Source organism: Rhodococcus sp. SG20037 (assembly GCF_031763325.1).
Classification (GTDB): Bacteria; Actinomycetota; Actinomycetes; order Mycobacteriales; family Mycobacteriaceae; genus Rhodococcus_F; species Rhodococcus_F qingshengii.
In genome coordinates this window covers 5,770,179-5,786,597 of sequence record NZ_CP134497.1, presented here as the reverse complement: position 1 = coordinate 5,786,597, position 16,419 = coordinate 5,770,179, and the positions used below count along the sequence as shown (strand labels likewise).

The window sequence follows — 16,419 nt, the reverse complement described above, 5'->3', positions numbered from 1 at the left end:
CTACTCCAGGGCCATGCGGGTGGCGAAGATTCCGAGAATGCCACCAGCTAGCCATTTCTGAGCCCGCATCCACACCGGACGCGCCATGAGGAAGGTCGACACGGCTGCCGCACAGCACACGATCAACGCGTTGACGGTGACTGCGACCAGGATCTGCACGCCGCCGAGTACGAGTGCCTGTTGCCAGACCGGACCCGCAGTGGGATCGACGAACTGGGGGATCAGGGCCGCGTACATCAGCGCAATCTTGGGATTGAGCAGATTGGTGGTCAACCCCATCCCGAACAGACGGCCGCTACCGTGGCGGTCGACCTCGCCCACCTCGAAAGCGGACTTCCCACCTGGTCGGAGTGTCGACCAGGCGAGATAGGCCAGGTACAGGGCACCACCGATTTTCACCGCGGTGAACACCGTTGGTACGGCGAAGAGAACCGCCGTCAGCCCTGCACACGTGGCGGTGAGGTAGACCAGGAAACCGGTTGCGACTCCGCCGAGCGAGATCAAACCTGCCCGGCGGCCCTGGCTGATGCTGCGGGACACCAGATAGATCATGTTGGGGCCCGGTGTCAGAACCATCGCCAGGGCGATCAGCGCGACTCCCGTCATCGACGCTGACGTGATCATGTCGGTCTCCCACTACTCGATGCGTATGTTTCGTCGAGTACACAAGGGTTTGCAGTCGCGCGCCAAGGTCCAGTTCGCAGGCAGTGGTCCGCTCAGGTGTTGGCCCAGCTGTCGGGCCCGAAGACCTCGTAGTGGATATTCTGTGCCGGGACGTCCCTTTCGAGCAACGATGCGCGCATCGCCAACATGAACGGCATCGGCCCGCAAAGGAAGGCTTGGGTATCGGGCTCCACTGCAATACCTTGCAAATCCGCCCGTCCTTCGTGAACCGATCCGAACGCAACGTGCGTGCCGAGATCCTCGTACCAACGGTGCAGGGTTGCGGCGGGAATCTGGTCGACGAGTGTGCTGAGTTCTGCGCGGTGCGCGTGATCCGCAATGGATCGATCCGCATGGATGACAGATACCGGACGGTCAGCGCCGGTGTCCACGAGATGATTGAGCATCCCGATCATCGGTGTGCAACCGATTCCGGCCGACGCGAGCAGGAGCGGCGAGTTGTCGTCCGGCATGGTGAGATCACCGAAAGGTGTGGTGACGGAGAGTTCTTGGCCTTCGAATACGTTGTTGTAGAGGAAGTTCGACACTTCGCCATCGGGAGTTCCGGAGATTCGCTTGACGCTGATCCGCCAGTCTGCGCTGCTCGGTATCGAACACAGGCTGTATTGGCGGATCTGGCGGGCGCCGTCGGGCAGCGTAACCCCAACCGAAAGATACTGTCCGGGAGCGAAGGTGGGGAGTGCACTGCCGTCGAGCGACGTGAGCGTCAGTGAGACGGTGTCGGCGGACTGAAGAACTCGTTCACTGATCCTGACTGTGCGCCAGACGTCACCGGCGTCCACGCCGGCGAGTTGGTAGAGGCCACGCTCCATCGTGATGAGGGTTTCCGCCATCAGCCAGTAGACCTCGTCCCAGGCTGCTGCGACGTCGGGAGTGACTGCATCGCCGAGTATTTCGACGATCGCGGCAAAGAGGTGTTCGTGCACGATTGCGTACTGGTCGGGCGTGATTCCCAGCGACGCATGCTTGTGGGCGATACGTGAAAGTATGAGATCGACCTTGGCGCTGTCCGGCTCGAGCTGAAGCGTCGCGAATGCCGCGATGGCGCCGGCGAGAGCCTTCTGCTGTTCGCCCTGCTTCTGATTGCCGCGATTGAACAAATCGCGTTCGAGTTCAGGATGCGCGTCGAACATCCTGCGGTAGAACAGGGTTGTGATATCGCCGATGGCAGCGCCGACCACGGGAAGGGTGGCGCGAATGACCTCGGTTGACTGTGGGGAAAGCATGAGCTGCTCCGTTCGGTCGAAATTCGATTGATCAGCCTGCTTCGTCGCTCCGGGTGGTGAGGCGTAGCAGGACAGTTTTGGACGGCTGCCGGATGACGTCTTCGATCGTGACCGCGTCGAGTGAAACGAAGAACGCTTCCTGTGCTTCGCGCAAAGCGCTCCGAAGGAGGCAACCTCCGCGCAGTGGGCACGGTTTGTCGCCTTCGCAGTCGACGACTTCACCCGGGCCTTCGAGGCGTCTGGCCAGCCAGCCGATGGTGGCGGTGCGGCCGAGTTCGGTGATGGAAAGCCCACCGCCGCGGCCGCGCCTGGTTGTCACGATGCCGAGCTCACCGAGCCGTGTAACCACCTTGGTGGCATGGGAATACGACACGTTGAGCTGCTGCGCAACATCCCGAGTGCTGGGGGAGGCATCCGCGTCGAGTACGGCCAACCGCATGACGACGCGCAATCCCAGATCGGTGAACTGCGTCAGTTGCATGATCTGAACCTACATAATTCGCATCTGAGATGACTATTTATGTGAGGGGGATCTCGAGATGCCCCAACCAGGGCGAACGGTACGTTCGGCGCCTCCAGTGCGCTGAACGTGCCGTTCGCTCAGAGACGGGCGGCCGAACCCCCGGCAACGACGCCGAGAAAGTGGGGTGCTCGCCAACCTCGCGCCGCAAAGTCGCGGCTCACCGACGCGATGACCTCCGCTCCGCTTCCTTCCGGAACCAGCGCGATGGCCGAGCCTCCGAATCCGCCGCCGGTCATCCGCGCACCGATCGCGCCGCCGCGTCGTGCTGCGGCAACGGCGACGTCGAGTTCATCGCACGAGACCTCGAAGTCGTCGCGCAACGAGGCGTGCGAGTTGTCGAACAGCTCGCCGACGTCACTGAATCTGCTGCTGCGCAGAAGTTCTGCGGTCTTCCGCGTCCTCTCGATCTCGGTCACGACGTGCCGTGCCCGCGCCCGGAGGATCGGGTCTCGCACTGTCTCGGCCTGGTCTGCTGTAGCCTCTCGCAAGCTGCCGACGCCGAGAGCTGCTGCTGCAGCGACGCATTGAGAGCGCCGCATTCCGTACTGTCCGTCTGCGAGCGAGTGTTTGACCCGGGTGTCGATGACGATCAGTTCGTACCCTGCACCGTGGAGTTCGAAAGGTATGGGTTCGGTGGATCCGTCCAGACAGTCCAGCAGGAGCGCAGTCGAGGGCTGAGCAAAGAGGGCAATGGTTTGATCCATTCCTCCGGTCGGTGCGCCGACGCCGTCGTTCTCCGCCTGGATGCACACCTGTACCAGCTCATCGCGGGGGAAGGGTGAATCATGAAGTTCATTGACGGCCAACGCAACCGAACAGGTGAGGGCGGCGGAACTCGACAGTCCGGCCCCGACCGGTACCGACGAGTCGACGGCAAGATCGATTCCTCCGATCGGGAGGCCTCTGCGCGCAAGAGACCACAGAACGGCTGTGGGGTAGGCGGCCCACCCTGTGGCGATGTCGTCGACGGGCCCGGTGTACGTCTCGGCGGATTGCCGACTGTGCACGCGGACGACCCCGTCGCTGCGCAGTGCGACGGCAACCAGTGTTCGCTGCTCGAGAGCGACCGGTAGGCACAATCCACCGTTGTAGTCCGTGTGTTCACCGATCAGGTTGACTCGACCGGGTGCCGCCCACACTCCGGTTGCCGGATAGCCGTAGGTGGCGTGAAACTGTTGGAGCACAGAATTGTTCGAGACGGTATCCACTATTTCAACTCCCGTAGACGGGCCGCGACTGCCTCGGGAATGGTGTCGTTCACCCAGGCGCCCATGGCGGACTCGGACCCGGCGAGGTATTTGAGTTTGCCCGGTGCGCGCAAGATCGAGAACAGCTGAAGATGCAGTCGGCCCAGAGGTCGGTTGATGCGGACGGGAGCTTGGTGCCAAGCCGCGATGTACGGTACCCGGTCGACGCCCGGATAGAAGCGATCGATACGGCGTAGGAGATCTTGGTAGACGACCGCAAGCTCGTCGCGCTCTTGGTCGTTCAGCGAGGGAAGGTCCGGGACGTCTCGGTGCGGTGCCAGGTGAATCTCGATGGGCCATCGTGCGGCGGTCGGGACGTAGGCGCTCCAGTGATCGCCGTCGTAGATCAACCGGGCCTTGTCCTCGCGCTCGAACGCCAGAACATCGGCGAGTAGTGAGCGACCGGTGCGCTCGAAGTGTTTGTGCGCCTGCGTCAGCATCGATCGGGTGCGTGGCGTGACATACGGGTATGCGTAGATCTGTCCGTGTGGATGGGTGAGTGTCACCCCGATTTCTTCGCCGCGGTTCTCGAAGCAGAACACTTGTTCCACAAGCGGATCCGCCGACAACTCTTCGGTCCGAGAAATCCAGGCGCCCACAATCGTGCGCATGCGTTCGAGTGGAAGCTCGGCGACGGACGCCGTGTGATCGCTCGAGAAGCACATCACTTCGCAGTGACCGGCCGCTGGGCGATCGCCCGCACCGTCTCCGGGACTGTCAATGGCTTCCTCAGGCGCCGCGGCAAAGCTCGGAAACCGATTCTCGAACACCGCGACGTCGTAGTCTCCGTCGGGTATCTCTGTGGGCGTGCGTGTTTCGTCGGTCGGGCACAATGGACATTCGGCGGCGGAGGGGAGATGTGTCCGTGTCATGCGATGCGAAGCCATGGTGATCCACTCCCCGGTGAGAACGTCGAATCTCATCCGAGACGAGTGGTCGAGAGCCGGCAATTCGCGGGAATCTCGCGCAGAGTGGGCGCGGGCACTGCCGGCATCGTCGAAGTAGAAGATCTGACGCCCGTCGGCGAGGGTGCGACGGGTCGGATCCTGCTTGGGTGTCATGCGTCGACTTCCCATTCCAGAACACCCTTGCTGACAACGGGTTTCCACACTCCGATCGTTGATCCTGTTTCCAGCGCTACGGCATGGGCGGCCAGCATTACCGAGATGGACGCCCAGATCGGACCGCCGTTGTCAGTGGCGTCCGAGGCATACTCGGTCACACAATGGTGGAGTGCGCCGCTACGGGTGTCCACGAAGTAGTGGTACTCGTCCAGTCCGGCAAAGGGAACGAACGAGGGGATGAACATGGTTGCGGCAGTGCCTGCGTCGCGTTGATCGTGTCGATCCATCTCGTCCTCGGCGTAGAGGTCTGGATTCTCGTAGATCGTCTCGTCCCACGTTTCGAGTAGAGTGAGACGAACTTCGGTTGCGACGTCTATGGGGTAGAAGAACTTGTCCGGGAGCACGCTGCCGAGAAAGAGGCCGGTCCGGTCGTCGTGGGTCAGGCTGCCGTTGTGGACCCGATACAGGTCGCGAAGTTCCTGGGGCCACGTGACGCCGGTCGAGGCTTCGAATTCCTCGATAACGGCGTCACCGAGTCCTGGTTGAAACGCTGCAGCCGTCACCGGTGCGTGTGTACGGCACCACGCTTCGATTCGGCTCCATTCGTTTGCAACGCTCATGGGCTTTACGATACGTCCGAGTCAGGACCCGTGAATCAGGTACTGCAGTGTGTCCACGAGCTTTCGGTCCGAAGCCTCGGACTTTCGGCCGGTGATTCCCGATCGGAGAATTGCGGAACCCTCGAGCAGGCTCACGATGGTCTGCGCTGTCGCGCCAAGTTCCGCCGCATCCAGCTCCGGTTGTGCACACGCGACTGCGCGCTCTACGTGTGCGATGTACTGGGCGTAGAAGTCTCGAAGCACGACCGCGACTTCTTGGTCCGCCGCTGCAATGGCCCATACTTCGACGTACAGACGCACCGTGGCCTGGTCGTCCTGTTCTCCGAGCAGGACTCCGATGAAGTGTTCGGATTCCTCGCGGGAGAGGCTCTGATCCGTATCGGGGACGACGGCAAGGCGATCCAGTGAGCGGGTCAATGCACGTGACATCACTGCGCGTATCAGATCTGCACGGGTGGGGTAGTAGTGCTGCAGATGTCCTACCCGCACTCCGGCCGCGGCTGCGAAATCGCGCATTGCCGAGTTGGCATTGCCCTGAGTAGTGAGGACCTGTTCTGCTGCGTCGAGAAGTGCTGCCGCACGGGCGGCGCCCTTGGAGAGGGTCATGGTCGCAATACTGCCACCCCGAAGCTCTCCAACTCGGAGACGGTGCGGCGAGGGTTCGGAAGCGATTCGGGGAAAGTGACTCCAGGCCGGGCATCGTCGGCCAAGGCTCGTCTGACGGCCAGCGCGCCGCCCACCGCGGTGAGGTGAGCCTGGCCCTGCCGGTCGACGATTGTCGCGCTTGTCGTGCCGCTCGGGCCCGTGACATCGATGCGTACTTGCGCGCTCCCGCCCTTGCCCGGCGAGTACAGGAGTCCGCGTCGTAGCGGTGTGAAGCGGTCGCCGCGACCCCAACGGAACAGACCCACCTTCTTGGCGGCGAGCAGCGCAGTTGTGGATGCATTCGAACTGAAACCTATTCGAGTGCTGGCAGTTTCGGCGCCCAGGGTCATGGGGAACGTGAATTGTTCCGGAGTGTCGATTCTTCCGACCTTGGTGCGCGATCCGGGGAAGTCGACCCAGCGTGTATCCGTCAACGGGCTGACGGTGATCGGGTTTCCTTGCTGAATCACCTCGAAATCCTGCCCGAGCCGATCGATGAAGTCGACGGAGTCGAGCCCGGCAATGTCGTTGACGTCGTAGCGAATCGAGACGTCGATCGTGCTCGCGCCACCCAGTTCCTCGGCCAGCGCTGCGGCGACGATATTGGTGACTCCGCCCATCCATCCGGACGACAGGTACACCGGTGCGCTCGGCGACTTCTGACCCGCCAGAGTGGCGGCGCGAGCGACGCGGGTTGTCCAGCGGGTGATGTCCACGTACGGAATGCCGGCCTCGACGGCGGCGGACAGGACACGATCGTGGGGATCGTTGACCGTCGAAACGACCGCGCGTACGGACGCGTCGAAGGGTGTCGGGTCGAGGAGGTCCCAGCGGCGGACGGAAGCGCCGTGACGGCCGGCCAGTTCGTCGCCTCGCTCGGGGGTGCGTCCGGTGAGGAGTAGTGGGAAGTCGGGGGCGAGCAACGCTGTCAGGGCGCTGCCCACGGTTCCGTATCCGCCGGCCACGAGGATCGGGCCGTCGGCTGAATACTGCAATGAATCGGTCATGCACCTAACTCTAGGTCAAATGACCTAAAACGTCGAATGGGGTTCTTTCCGCTGCTCAGTCCCGGTGTCGCACGATGTTGACGACGTTGCCATCGGGTGTCCGGACGAGGAATCGGCGAACACCCCACTCTTCGGTCGTTATGGGGTGCACGATTTCGTAGCCGAGCCTGCGGGCCTCTTCGTAGGCGCCGTCGACGTCGTCCGTGTGGACTGAGATGACCGAGTCCTCGGCTGCAGTGGCGTCGTGCGTGACGAGCTGTACGTTCGCGCCGGTGTCGGGAGAGGTGTAGCGAGCGACCCACCCCATGTTGAACTCTTCGGTGCTCAGGCCGAGAAAGTCGGAGTAGAAGCTCTTGGCGGTTCCGATATCGGCGACTTTGAGATTGGCGGTGATGCGTCGAGCGCGCATGTGGTTCTCCTACCTTCGGCAACAGATGCGCTCGATGATCGTCCGAAAGCGGAGCCATGTCGACTGTGCCGTCCGAAGATGCAGGCCGCCTGGTTGATTCGATTTGTCACTGCGGATCGAACGAGCTCACAGTTCCCCACCGTGAGAAGGGAAGGACGATCAATTGAACCTTGCCGATGACATTGTCGATCGGCACCGTTCCACTATGTTCGTCATCGAGATGGAAACGTGAATCCTTCGAATGGGCGCGGTTGTCGCCCATCACCCACAGGTTCCCGTCGGGAACCGTGACCGGCCCGAAATACCTTCCTTGACAAGAGGTATCGTTGCCCGGAATGCGCTTGTCGATGTACGGCTCGGTCAGCGGCTTGCCGTTCACTCGAAGCCCCTCTTCCTCGGACAGGCACTGTACGGTTTGGCCACCGACCGCGACTACCCGCTTCACGAGGTCGTTTTCGTCTGGCGGAACCAAGCCGACGATGGACCCGAGTCCCTGAAACGCGCGAACAATCGAATTGTCGGATCGAATGGATTTGTACTCGTCGTTCCAGGACTCGGGTCCCTTGAACACGACCACATCCCCAGGTTGCGGATCCCCGAATCGATAGCTGATTCTGTCGACGAAGATCTTGTCTCCCGTGCAGCCGGTGCATCCGTGAAGTGTCGGTTCCATGGACTCCGACGGGATCAGAAAGATGCGTCCGACGAAGTTCTGAATGACAACACTCAGGACAAGTGCGACGACAACGAGGATCAGAATCTCACGCCACAGTGGACGTTTCCTCGGGTGATCGGCCACTGCCGATTCAGTGGAGTCGGTCGAGTCCTCGTGGGCGTCGGATTCCGTCACACTCCCGACAATAGATGGCGCAACCAGTCGTCGGCCCGATACGAATCTTCTCGGTTCGTGGGTCTGTCTGTCGGCTGACATGCTTCGGAATTGGATCACATCACGCGCGAAGATCCGGTCGAGATCGGCAATCCGCGCAGTCCTGACCCAAACATCGTGCCGACGAATACCTTTCGCAGAAGCAGGTTGAACAACTCTCCGAGATTCAAGCGTGCAGCACGCCGGCGCCTCTGTTGATCGATTGGCACAATCTTTTGCGAGAGATGGGCATTCTCCCACTGAAGCGTCGGTGCGAGACAGCGCCTCGTAAGGACGACTGTACTTCCGGGCAATTTCTCTCGAACTTGGATTGACCGCACGAAAACCTGATGTTTGGGGGACAATCATCTGGGGCGATCACCTGGGGCGACAAGTCGAGGAGATGCAAATGTCCGAGGCCAAATCCGAAAGCACTGAGTCTTTTTCTGAGACGACACCGCCGGCGGAGCCGTCGAAACAATCAGTGCTCAGGCGGTACTACCCGGCTGCGGTGCCCGTCGTCCTCGGCTTGATCATCTATTTCATGCCTGTTCCGGACGGTGTGGATCCCAAGGGCATGCACATGCTCGGAATCTTCGTCGGCACCATCGTGGCGTTGATCTTGCAGCCGCTGCCGACGGGTTCTGTGGCGCTGGTAGGCCTATCGATCGCCATGATCACCCAGACCGAGACGCCGACGGAAGCGTTGTCCGGCTTCAGTAACACCACGATCTGGCTGATTGTCGCATCGTTCTTCATTGCCGAGGGCTTTCTGGTCACTGGACTCGGCAAACGGGTTGCGCTCATGTTCGTGACCAAACTCGGCAAGTCGAGTCTCGGATTGTCCTACGGAATGGCGTTGACGGACTTGATACTTGCTCCGGCGACGCCGTCGAACACCGCCCGTGCGGGTGGCGTCGTCTATCCGATCATCGTCTCGCTGAGCAAGTTGGAGGACTCCAATCCCGAGCCCGAGGACTCTCGCAAGAAGCTCGGAGCATATCTGCTGCTCACGTCGCTGCAAGTCAACGTCGTGACCTCCGCGATGTTCATCACCGCCATGGCGGGTAACCCTGTGGCCGTCGATGCGGCTGCCAAGATCGGCATCGACATCTCGTGGGGCAAATGGGCGCTGGCAGCATCGGTTCCGGGAATTGCGAGTCTGATCGCGATCCCGTGGGTGATGTCGAAGATCTTCCCGCCCACGATGTTGAAGACTCCGAAAGCACCCGAGCAAGCCAGGGAGGAACTGCGCAAGGCAGGTCCGATCAGCCGCAACGAGAAGATCATGGCCGCCACCTTCGTTCTGCTGCTGGTGCTCTGGTGCCTGGGCTCGCAGCTCAACGTCAATGCCACTACAACAGCATTCGTCGGAATCGGCATCCTGTTGGTGACCAAGGTGCTGACGTGGAACAACCTGGTCCACGACACCGGGGCGTGGCAGACGCTCGTGTTCTTTGCCGTTCTGGTCGGTATGGCAAGCCATCTCGAAGAACTCGGCGTGATCTCGTGGATCGGAACCCAGGTCTCCTCGAGCGTCGACGGTTTGCCGTGGATCTGGGCTTTTGCGATCCTGACCTTGGTGTACTTCTACGCGCACTATCTGTTTGCGTCGAACACCGCGCAGATCGTCGCGATGTACGCGGTGTTTCTCGGCGCGGCGGTGGCAACCGGTGCACCGCCGCTGTTCTCAGCCCTGGTGTTCGGCTTCATCGGCAGCCTGTTCGGCGGTATCTCGCACTACGCGTCCGGTCCGGCCGGAGTGATCTACGGTTCCGGATACATCAAGACCTCGGAATGGTTCCGAATCGGTTTCGTGATGAGCGTCGTGATCATCCTGATCTGGACGATCATCGGCGGCGCGTGGATGAAGCTGATCGGCGCCTGGTGACGATCAGTTGTCCTTGCGCCGCAATCCGAATCGCATCGATTCCTTGTTGACAGCGGCAATCGCGGTCAGCGGTATCTCCGCGGGACACACCTGCGCACATTCACCGTAGGTCGAGCACGGCCCGAAATCGGCCTCCATCTGGTGCGACATCGCTCGGGCCCGCTTGCCACGTTCGTTGCGGCCCTGCGTGACGAGAGACAGGTGGGTCAGTTTGGACCCGGTGAAGAGGTGCGCGGCACCGTTCGGGCAGGCTGCCACGCAAGCGCCGCAGCCGATGCACGCGGCGAAGTCCAGTGCAGCTTCGGCACTTTGATGCGAGAGCGGCTGACTGTCTGCGTCCGGCGCGGTTCCTGCATTGATCGAAACGTATCCACCGGCTTCGAGCACCCGGTCGAGCGCAGAGCGATCGACGACGAGGTCGCGGACCACTGGAAAGGCTGCGGAGCGGAACGGCTCCAGTTTGATTCGGTCACCGTCGGAGAAGCTGCGCAGGTGCTGACGGCACGTGGGAGTGTTCGCAACCGGCCCATGGGGAACGTCATCGACGGTGATGCCACAGGACCCGCAGATCCCTTCTCGGCAGTCGGAATCGAAGGCGATGGGTTCGTTGCCGCTTTCCACGAGTTGGTCGTTGAGTCGGTCGAGGAGCTCCAGCAGCGACATCTCCACCGTCGCGTCGTCTATTTGGTAGGTGTCGAATGCGCCGGACGACTCAGGTCCGGATTGGCGCCACACGTCCACGGTGATTTTCATACGTAGTTCCTCGTCTGCAGTGGAACAGCGGTGAAGGACAACGGCTCGTCGTGTCGAACGTGTCTGCCGTCCTGGGCGGTTTCCCACGCGGAGACGAAGCACCAGTCCTGATCGTTTCGCTGCGCTTCGCCGTCGGGAGTCTGATGTTCGGCACGAAAGTGCGCTCCACAGGACTCGTCACGATCGAGAGCATCGACGCACATCAGTTCGGCGAGCTCGAGGAAATCGGCTACCCTGCCGGCCCTTTCCAACTCCTGGTTGAACTGGTTTCCGCTGCCGGCAACTCGCAGGTTCGACCAGAAATCGGTTCGCAGTGCGCGGATTTCGGCGATCGCCTTGGTCAAGCCCTCGGCCGTTCGGGTGACACCGCAACCCGCATAGAGGATCTCGCCCAGTTGTCGATGGAACCTGTCGGGGCCGTGTGTTCCGCCGACCGAGAGCAGCAGGTCCACCCGACCCCTCACGTCAGTGAGCGTCGACGTCACAGCGGGATCGGACAGTTCGAGTGGAGTGGATCCGAGTAGCGGTGCAAGATAATTCGGAATCGCGTACGGGAGGGTGAACCAGCCGTCGACGCATGCCGAGAGCAACGAATTGGCGCCGAGGCGGTTGGCCCCGTGGTATCCCCAGCCTGCCTCACCACCGACGAACAAGCCGGGGATGGAGGTCATCTGGTCGTAGTCGTTCCACAGTCCTCCCATGGTGAAGTGGGCTCCGGGGGCGATGCGCATCGGCACCGTATAGGGGTCTTCGCTGGTGGCGTCGCGATACATCGAGAACAGATTTCCGTATCGCTCCTCGATGGTCTTGCGGCCGAGCCGTGCCAACGCATCGCGGAAATCCAGGTACACACTGTTTTTCAGAGGGCCGACGCCGTGACCGGAGTCGATTTGCTCGCGGGCGGCCCGTGAAGAGACGTCGCGGGGAGAGAGGTTCCCGAACGCCGGATATTTGCGCTCGAGGTAGTAGTCGCGTTCGTTTTCGGGAATGTCGCCGGGCTCACGATCGTCTCCGGGCTTGGCCGGTACCCAGATCCGGCCGTCGTTGCGCAGGGATTCGCTCATCAGAATGGTTTTCGACTGCCACTCGGAGTTGACGGGAAGTGCCGTCGGATGGAATTGGATGAACGAGGGTGAAGCCATCAACGCACCGCGTCGGTGCGCTCGCCAGGCGGCCGTGGCGTTGGAATTCTTCGCAAGTGTGGACTTGTGGAATACGGTTCCGTAGCCGCCGGATGCCAGTACGACGGCATGGCCTGTGGTGGCGCCGATCTCACCGGTCACGAGATCGCGTGTGACTATCCCTTGTGCTCGCCCGTCCGAAACGATGAGATCGAGCATCTCGGTTCGGGTGTGTAGGTTGACCGTTCCGGCTGCGATCTGACGTTGCAGTGCCTGCGACGACGCTATCTGCAACTGCTGGCCTGTCTGCCCGCGCGTGTAGTACGTGCGCGACACCTGAACGCCGCCGAAGGATCGGGTGGCCAGAGTGCCGCCGTACTCGCGAGCAAACGGTGCCCCGATGGCATTCATGTGATCGATGACGCGTACGGATTCTTCGGCGAGACGGAAACAGTCGGCCTCACGGCCCCGGAAATCACCGCCCTTGACGGTGTCCTTCACGAAGCGGGCGAGACTGTCGTTGTCCACTTTTCGAGCGCGAGCAGCGTTGATGCCTCCTTGCGCGGCGACACTGTGTGCACGGCGGGGTGCATCGTGGAAGGTGAAGGACTCGACGTGGTAGCCCAGTTCACCGAGGGAGGCGGCGCAGGCCGCGCCGGCGAGGCCGGTACCGACGACGATGACCGTGAACTTGCGCCGGTTGAGTGGGCTGACGAGCTTGTAGTCGAGTTTGCGAGTGGGCCAGGCCGTCGCCGGATCGCCGGCCGGGACCTTACCGTCCACCGGTGTCCCGATGCTGCGCAGATCGTCGAGTTCGAAGCTGTTCACTTATGACGCTCCTGTCTTCGAGATGGCGCCGGTCATGACCGCGATGGGGATCGACATGTTTCCGACCATCACGGCGAGCGCAAAGATTCCGGAGAGTGCAACGCCAATCCGGCGCAGTCGTTGGCCGGTCACGCCGAGATCGTTGACCGCGCTCCAGAGCCCGTGCGCGAGGTGCATTGCCAGCAGAGCCATCGCGACGATGTAGAACGCTGCCACCAGCGGACGCTCGAAGCTGGCAATCAGATTGTCGTATGCGTAACTCTGTGTGCGCGTGGCCGCTTCGTACTCGCTGCTGCCGATGGGTCGGGTTCCGGTCGTGAGGTCGAGTATGTGGAAAATGACGAATAGCAGCAGCACAGCTCCGGTGACGGGCATCGTGCGCGCTGTAAAGGACTTGATTCCCAGACCTTTACGTCGAAATTTTCCTCGAGCTCGGCGTCCGCGGACGGTGAGCAGCCAGGCACACCAGACGTGTGCGACCAATGACGCGAGCAAGACGATGCGAAGAATCCACAGAAGTCCCTCGTAGGGCAGGAAGGGTTCGAACACCGTTCGTAGCCAGTGTGCGTAGTCGTCGAAGTGATCGGCACCGGTGTAGACCTTCAGGTTTCCGATCATGTGGACGAGAACGAAAGCGGCGAAGATCAGTCCTGTCACGGCCATCAGAATCTTGCACGTGATGTTGGACGGCCGCGGTCGAGCTTGGAGTGAATCGCCGGTAGCTCGCGATACACGGGTCGGAGCACTCACAGACAAACCTCCCACGCCAGACTTGCCGGACAGGTGCCGTCAGCCTAAGCCCGATCGAGGTTTTCGGCCAACGGATGGGTGCCCGACTTGTCTGTTAATGCAGGTGAATGGGAGTGTAGGGGTGCTCATTACCCGAAAGTAAGGAACTCGTGAACGATGTTTGACTCGACGTGGCGACGGTGGTCATGGCGCGCCGGAACGGCATCGGCCCTGGCAGTGGCCTTGTTTGCGGTGGGGTCGCCGGCTGGTGCGCAGGAGACCGTCGACCTGGCCGACGTGTTCAACCCGTTGGTCGTGAAGGCACTCCAAGGCGCTGACATTTCCACCGAATTGACTCCACTCGGGCTCTCGTCCGATGATCCGTGGTTCGACGAACCTGAAATCGAGCCGGGTACCGCCCCCGGCACACTTCTCAAAGCGCGTCCGGTCAGCGTGCAGGTCTACCAGGTCCGTCCCGACGTGGTCTCGGCTCACCAACTCATGTACACCACCACTGATCACTTCGGTCGGCAGGTGATCAGCACCGGAATTCTGATGATTCCCGAGGACGGAACTGCGCCAGGTGATCGCAAGATCATCGGATACGCCGAGGCGAACGACAGCCTCGGCGCGAACTGCGCACCAAGTCACCAGTGGACCGGCGGCAATCAGAGCGACCCGGCGATGTTCTCGGCGCTCGGCCCGGTGGCTCAGATGTTCGGCCACGGCTGGGCAGTGATGATGAGCGACGTCGGCAACGACGGCGACACTGCTCCCCATCCGTTCTCGATCGGACAGTTCTCAGGGAAGGCAACGCTCGACGGCGTTCGGGCAGCACTCGCGCTTCCGGAAGGCGGCCTCGAATCAGACACCCCTGTCGGCATCTACGGTGTCGCCGGAGGCGGTGTCGCAGCGGGCTTTGCCGCGGAACAAGCCCATGATTATGCGCCGGAACTGAACGTCCAGGCCAGTGCCATTCAGGCGATGATGATCGACCCCGCAACGTTCGAGGAAACAGCGGCCGGTGGGATCGGTTCCGGATTCGTCTTCTCGAGCATTCTCGGATTCGACGCGGGCTACCCCGACGTTCGGCTCGACGATCATCTGACTCCGATCGGTCACAACGTCGCCGCAGCCTTCCGCGCGTCCTGCCAGGCGCTCTACCTCGGACTCCCATTCGTTCCGTTCGACGTCCTACTCACCAACCCTTCGCCCCGAACGATCCCTGCGCTGGCCGCGGCGTACGCGGACAACACGTTGGGAAAGCAGGCGCCGGCTTCCAAGCTTCTGATTTCTTCCTGTGAGGACGACTTTCTCGTTCCCTTCAGTGAGGCAGAGCAATTGGCGCAGACATATCGAGCAGACGGCGGCAACGTGGACCTGCTCCCGTCGCAGTGCGGGCCGCTCGATTACGTGACCAACCTGTACAAGACGGTGACCGATCAGCTGGGTATGCAGGACATCGCCTGGCTGGCAAAGACGTTCGACGAAGCCGAGGGACGATGAGCTTGCGGAAGTCTCTGACGCGCAGGGATTTTGCGCGCACGGTTCTCGTTGCTTCGGCAGGTATCGGCGGTGCCGTCGTACTGGGAGGCAGGGCGTCCGCGGGTACTGGTGAGCTCGACAGGTACCTCGACCTGGAAGCAGTGAACGCAAACGCCGAAGCCACGGGCGGCCTGCATCCTTCTCTGCCATCGGATTCCGCGACGCTGCGGTCTTTGGTGGATACCGCCCGAGCCTCGGGAGTGGATCCGCATCGCTATCAGACACTGCTCAAGCAGTACTGGCTCGCGGTCGGGACGGAGTCGGCAGGTATCGATCTCGCTTCGTGGACTCCGTTCGACGGTGTGCACGCGAATCTCGGAAACCTCACCAACACTTTCCAGTTCTACGAGCGACTCCAGCTCGAGCATCGAGAGCTGCAGTGGGCAGGTATGGGAGGAATGGTCGGGCCCGCTTTCGCCGGTGGACTCCTCGACTTGGACTACGGGCGGGTTGTGCTGGAAGTCCAAGCGATCAGCGAGGCGATGGCACTGGTCTGGCGAGAGATCGACCGCATCGGGTCGCCGGTTGCATCGTCGATGGGAGCACCCGAGGACATTGCGGCACTTCTCGAGGTCGGCCACGAGATTCGCCCCGAGGACGTGATGTGGTTCCAGGGGAAAGTGATTGCGATGAGCAAACACATCTACTCGGACCTGATTCCCATGCACATGGCGTGGGTTCACGACGGTGTCGACGGCATCGCCGAACTCGATCGCGCAGGGTTGCTCGACGAGAACGCCCGTATCGCGTGGAACAACATTGCTTCGGGGACACCGGAATCGGTCTTCGACGGCAATGTGCGTCTGCTGCGAAGGGAGCAGTACCAGTCGGTGGGTGATCAGTGGGACGAGGCGAAGGCCTACCGCGGCAGCGTTGGTCGCTCGTTGACTTACCTGACCACCTTCGCCGCATCACCGTCGATGCCTGGCGTCGTGCCGCCACGCGAGTCGAACCCGCTCTCGTTCGCGGTGGGCAATGCTGTTGTGCAAACGCCGCTTCCGGACTTCAACTGGGCGGACCGGGATGGTCGTTGGACCTACATCAACGATCAGTTGCTCCCGGTCTACAACAACCTGATGAAGAATCAACCGGAACTGTGGCGAGCGACGCTGGCCGCGCCCGTCTCCGTTCGGATAACCGAGCAGCGAATGATCGCTCGCTTGCCGGACATGTTGCGGTCCATGTTGTCGACTCTGGCGATTACGGTCAACTGAACTCGGCGGTGGCGGGGCCTCAGGGTCCCGCCACCGCCCGTGAAC

Annotated in this window: 16 protein-coding genes; 3 read left to right on the top strand and 13 right to left on the bottom strand. The window is 61.7% G+C overall.

Going from position 1 to position 16,419, the window contains the following annotated elements; genetic code table 11:
* The 10 genes from RHP72_RS26770 to lepB all read right to left on the bottom strand — a co-directional run bounded on the left by RHP72_RS26770 (nt 1) and on the right by lepB (nt 8,275).
* Nucleotides 1–624, bottom strand: a complete 624-nt coding sequence (locus tag RHP72_RS26770; RefSeq protein ID WP_007730629.1) for a LysE family translocator — start codon at nt 622–624, stop codon at nt 1–3.
* A 92-nt stretch (nt 625–716) separates the two neighbouring features.
* Entirely contained in the window at nt 717–1,910 is a 1,194-nt protein-coding gene (locus RHP72_RS26765) for a globin domain-containing protein (protein WP_075834673.1), read from the bottom strand.
* A 31-nt stretch (nt 1,911–1,941) separates the two neighbouring features.
* Entirely contained in the window at nt 1,942–2,391 is a 450-nt protein-coding gene (locus RHP72_RS26760; RefSeq protein ID WP_003943059.1) for an Rrf2 family transcriptional regulator, read from the bottom strand.
* A 119-nt stretch (nt 2,392–2,510) separates the two neighbouring features.
* On the bottom strand, nt 2,511–3,641 hold the full coding sequence (gene galK / locus RHP72_RS26755; protein WP_042446406.1) for a galactokinase: 1,131 nt from the start codon (nt 3,639–3,641) through the stop codon (nt 2,511–2,513).
* Complete coding sequence (gene galT, locus RHP72_RS26750; RefSeq protein ID WP_054781012.1) at nt 3,641–4,741, bottom strand: galactose-1-phosphate uridylyltransferase; 1,101 nt, start codon at nt 4,739–4,741, stop codon at nt 3,641–3,643. Before galT ends, galK begins: the two co-directional genes overlap by 1 nt.
* Complete coding sequence (locus RHP72_RS26745; protein ID WP_042446400.1) at nt 4,738–5,364, bottom strand: SMI1/KNR4 family protein; 627 nt, start codon at nt 5,362–5,364, stop codon at nt 4,738–4,740. Before RHP72_RS26745 ends, galT begins: the two co-directional genes overlap by 4 nt.
* 21 nt (nt 5,365–5,385) lie before the next feature.
* Nucleotides 5,386–5,970 carry a TetR/AcrR family transcriptional regulator gene (locus RHP72_RS26740; protein ID WP_003943180.1) on the bottom strand — a complete coding sequence of 195 codons (585 nt, stop codon included), beginning with the start codon at nt 5,968–5,970 and terminating at the stop codon, nt 5,386–5,388.
* Nucleotides 5,967–7,016 (bottom strand): saccharopine dehydrogenase family protein, encoded by a 1,050-nt coding sequence (locus RHP72_RS26735; protein ID WP_054781013.1) that lies wholly within the window; start codon nt 7,014–7,016, stop codon nt 5,967–5,969. The genes RHP72_RS26740 and RHP72_RS26735 overlap by 4 nt, the downstream gene beginning before the upstream one ends.
* 55 nt (nt 7,017–7,071) lie before the next feature.
* Nucleotides 7,072–7,425, bottom strand: a complete 354-nt coding sequence (locus RHP72_RS26730; RefSeq protein ID WP_054781014.1) for a glyoxalase superfamily protein — start codon at nt 7,423–7,425, stop codon at nt 7,072–7,074.
* A 106-nt stretch (nt 7,426–7,531) separates the two neighbouring features.
* A complete protein-coding gene (lepB, locus tag RHP72_RS26725; RefSeq protein WP_054781019.1) occupies nt 7,532–8,275 on the bottom strand; it encodes a signal peptidase I in 744 nt (247 codons plus the stop codon).
* Nucleotides 8,276–8,702: 427 nt separating this feature from the next.
* On the opposite strand from lepB, the gene RHP72_RS26720 reads away from it, so the two are divergent.
* The gene (locus tag RHP72_RS26720) at nt 8,703–10,184 is read left to right on the top strand and encodes an anion permease (protein ID WP_042446385.1); all 1,482 of its coding nucleotides are present in this window, start codon (nt 8,703–8,705) and stop codon (nt 10,182–10,184) included.
* 3 nt (nt 10,185–10,187) lie between these two features.
* Here RHP72_RS26720 and RHP72_RS26715 read toward each other — a convergent pair whose 3' ends face one another.
* From RHP72_RS26715 to RHP72_RS26705, 3 genes are read right to left on the bottom strand one after another with little or no spacing between them, the layout of a single operon-like run.
* A complete protein-coding gene (locus RHP72_RS26715) occupies nt 10,188–10,937 on the bottom strand; it encodes a succinate dehydrogenase/fumarate reductase iron-sulfur subunit (RefSeq protein ID WP_099697148.1) in 750 nt (249 codons plus the stop codon).
* Entirely contained in the window at nt 10,934–12,886 is a 1,953-nt protein-coding gene (locus RHP72_RS26710; protein WP_007730764.1) for a fumarate reductase/succinate dehydrogenase flavoprotein subunit, read from the bottom strand. Before RHP72_RS26710 ends, RHP72_RS26715 begins: the two co-directional genes overlap by 4 nt.
* Nucleotides 12,887–13,636, bottom strand: a complete 750-nt coding sequence (locus tag RHP72_RS26705; protein WP_099697147.1) for a succinate dehydrogenase cytochrome b subunit — start codon at nt 13,634–13,636, stop codon at nt 12,887–12,889.
* A 156-nt stretch (nt 13,637–13,792) separates the two neighbouring features.
* Between RHP72_RS26705 and RHP72_RS26700 the strand changes: the two genes are divergently transcribed.
* Nucleotides 13,793–15,121 (top strand): lipase family protein, encoded by a 1,329-nt coding sequence (locus RHP72_RS26700; protein ID WP_042446378.1) that lies wholly within the window; start codon nt 13,793–13,795, stop codon nt 15,119–15,121.
* Nucleotides 15,118–16,374 (top strand): hypothetical protein, encoded by a 1,257-nt coding sequence (locus RHP72_RS26695; protein WP_063315552.1) that lies wholly within the window; start codon nt 15,118–15,120, stop codon nt 16,372–16,374. Before RHP72_RS26700 ends, RHP72_RS26695 begins: the two co-directional genes overlap by 4 nt.
* Nucleotides 16,375–16,419 lie beyond the last annotated feature (45 nt).

What these genes read in the sequence shown, in the direction of transcription:
- RHP72_RS26745 (WP_042446400.1), bottom strand. Translation starts at nt 5,364, where the DNA reads ATGAGCGTTGCAAACGAATGGAGCCGAATCGAAGCGTGGTGCCGTACA.
- galT (WP_054781012.1), bottom strand. Translation starts at nt 4,741, where the DNA reads ATGACACCCAAGCAGGATCCGACCCGTCGCACCCTCGCCGACGGGCGT.
- RHP72_RS26700 (WP_042446378.1), top strand. Translation starts at nt 13,793, where the DNA reads ATGTTTGACTCGACGTGGCGACGGTGGTCATGGCGCGCCGGAACGGCA.
- RHP72_RS26760 (WP_003943059.1), bottom strand. Translation starts at nt 2,391, where the DNA reads ATGCAACTGACGCAGTTCACCGATCTGGGATTGCGCGTCGTCATGCGG.
- RHP72_RS26735 (WP_054781013.1), bottom strand. Translation starts at nt 7,016, where the DNA reads ATGACCGATTCATTGCAGTATTCAGCCGACGGCCCGATCCTCGTGGCC.
- RHP72_RS26765 (WP_075834673.1), bottom strand. Translation starts at nt 1,910, where the DNA reads ATGCTTTCCCCACAGTCAACCGAGGTCATTCGCGCCACCCTTCCCGTG.
- RHP72_RS26770 (WP_007730629.1), bottom strand. Translation starts at nt 624, where the DNA reads ATGATCACGTCAGCGTCGATGACGGGAGTCGCGCTGATCGCCCTGGCG.
- RHP72_RS26715 (WP_099697148.1), bottom strand. Translation starts at nt 10,937, where the DNA reads ATGAAAATCACCGTGGACGTGTGGCGCCAATCCGGACCTGAGTCGTCC.
- RHP72_RS26730 (WP_054781014.1), bottom strand. Translation starts at nt 7,425, where the DNA reads ATGCGCGCTCGACGCATCACCGCCAATCTCAAAGTCGCCGATATCGGA.
- RHP72_RS26695 (WP_063315552.1), top strand. Translation starts at nt 15,118, where the DNA reads ATGAGCTTGCGGAAGTCTCTGACGCGCAGGGATTTTGCGCGCACGGTT.
- RHP72_RS26740 (WP_003943180.1), bottom strand. Translation starts at nt 5,970, where the DNA reads ATGACCCTCTCCAAGGGCGCCGCCCGTGCGGCAGCACTTCTCGACGCA.
- RHP72_RS26720 (WP_042446385.1), top strand. Translation starts at nt 8,703, where the DNA reads ATGTCCGAGGCCAAATCCGAAAGCACTGAGTCTTTTTCTGAGACGACA.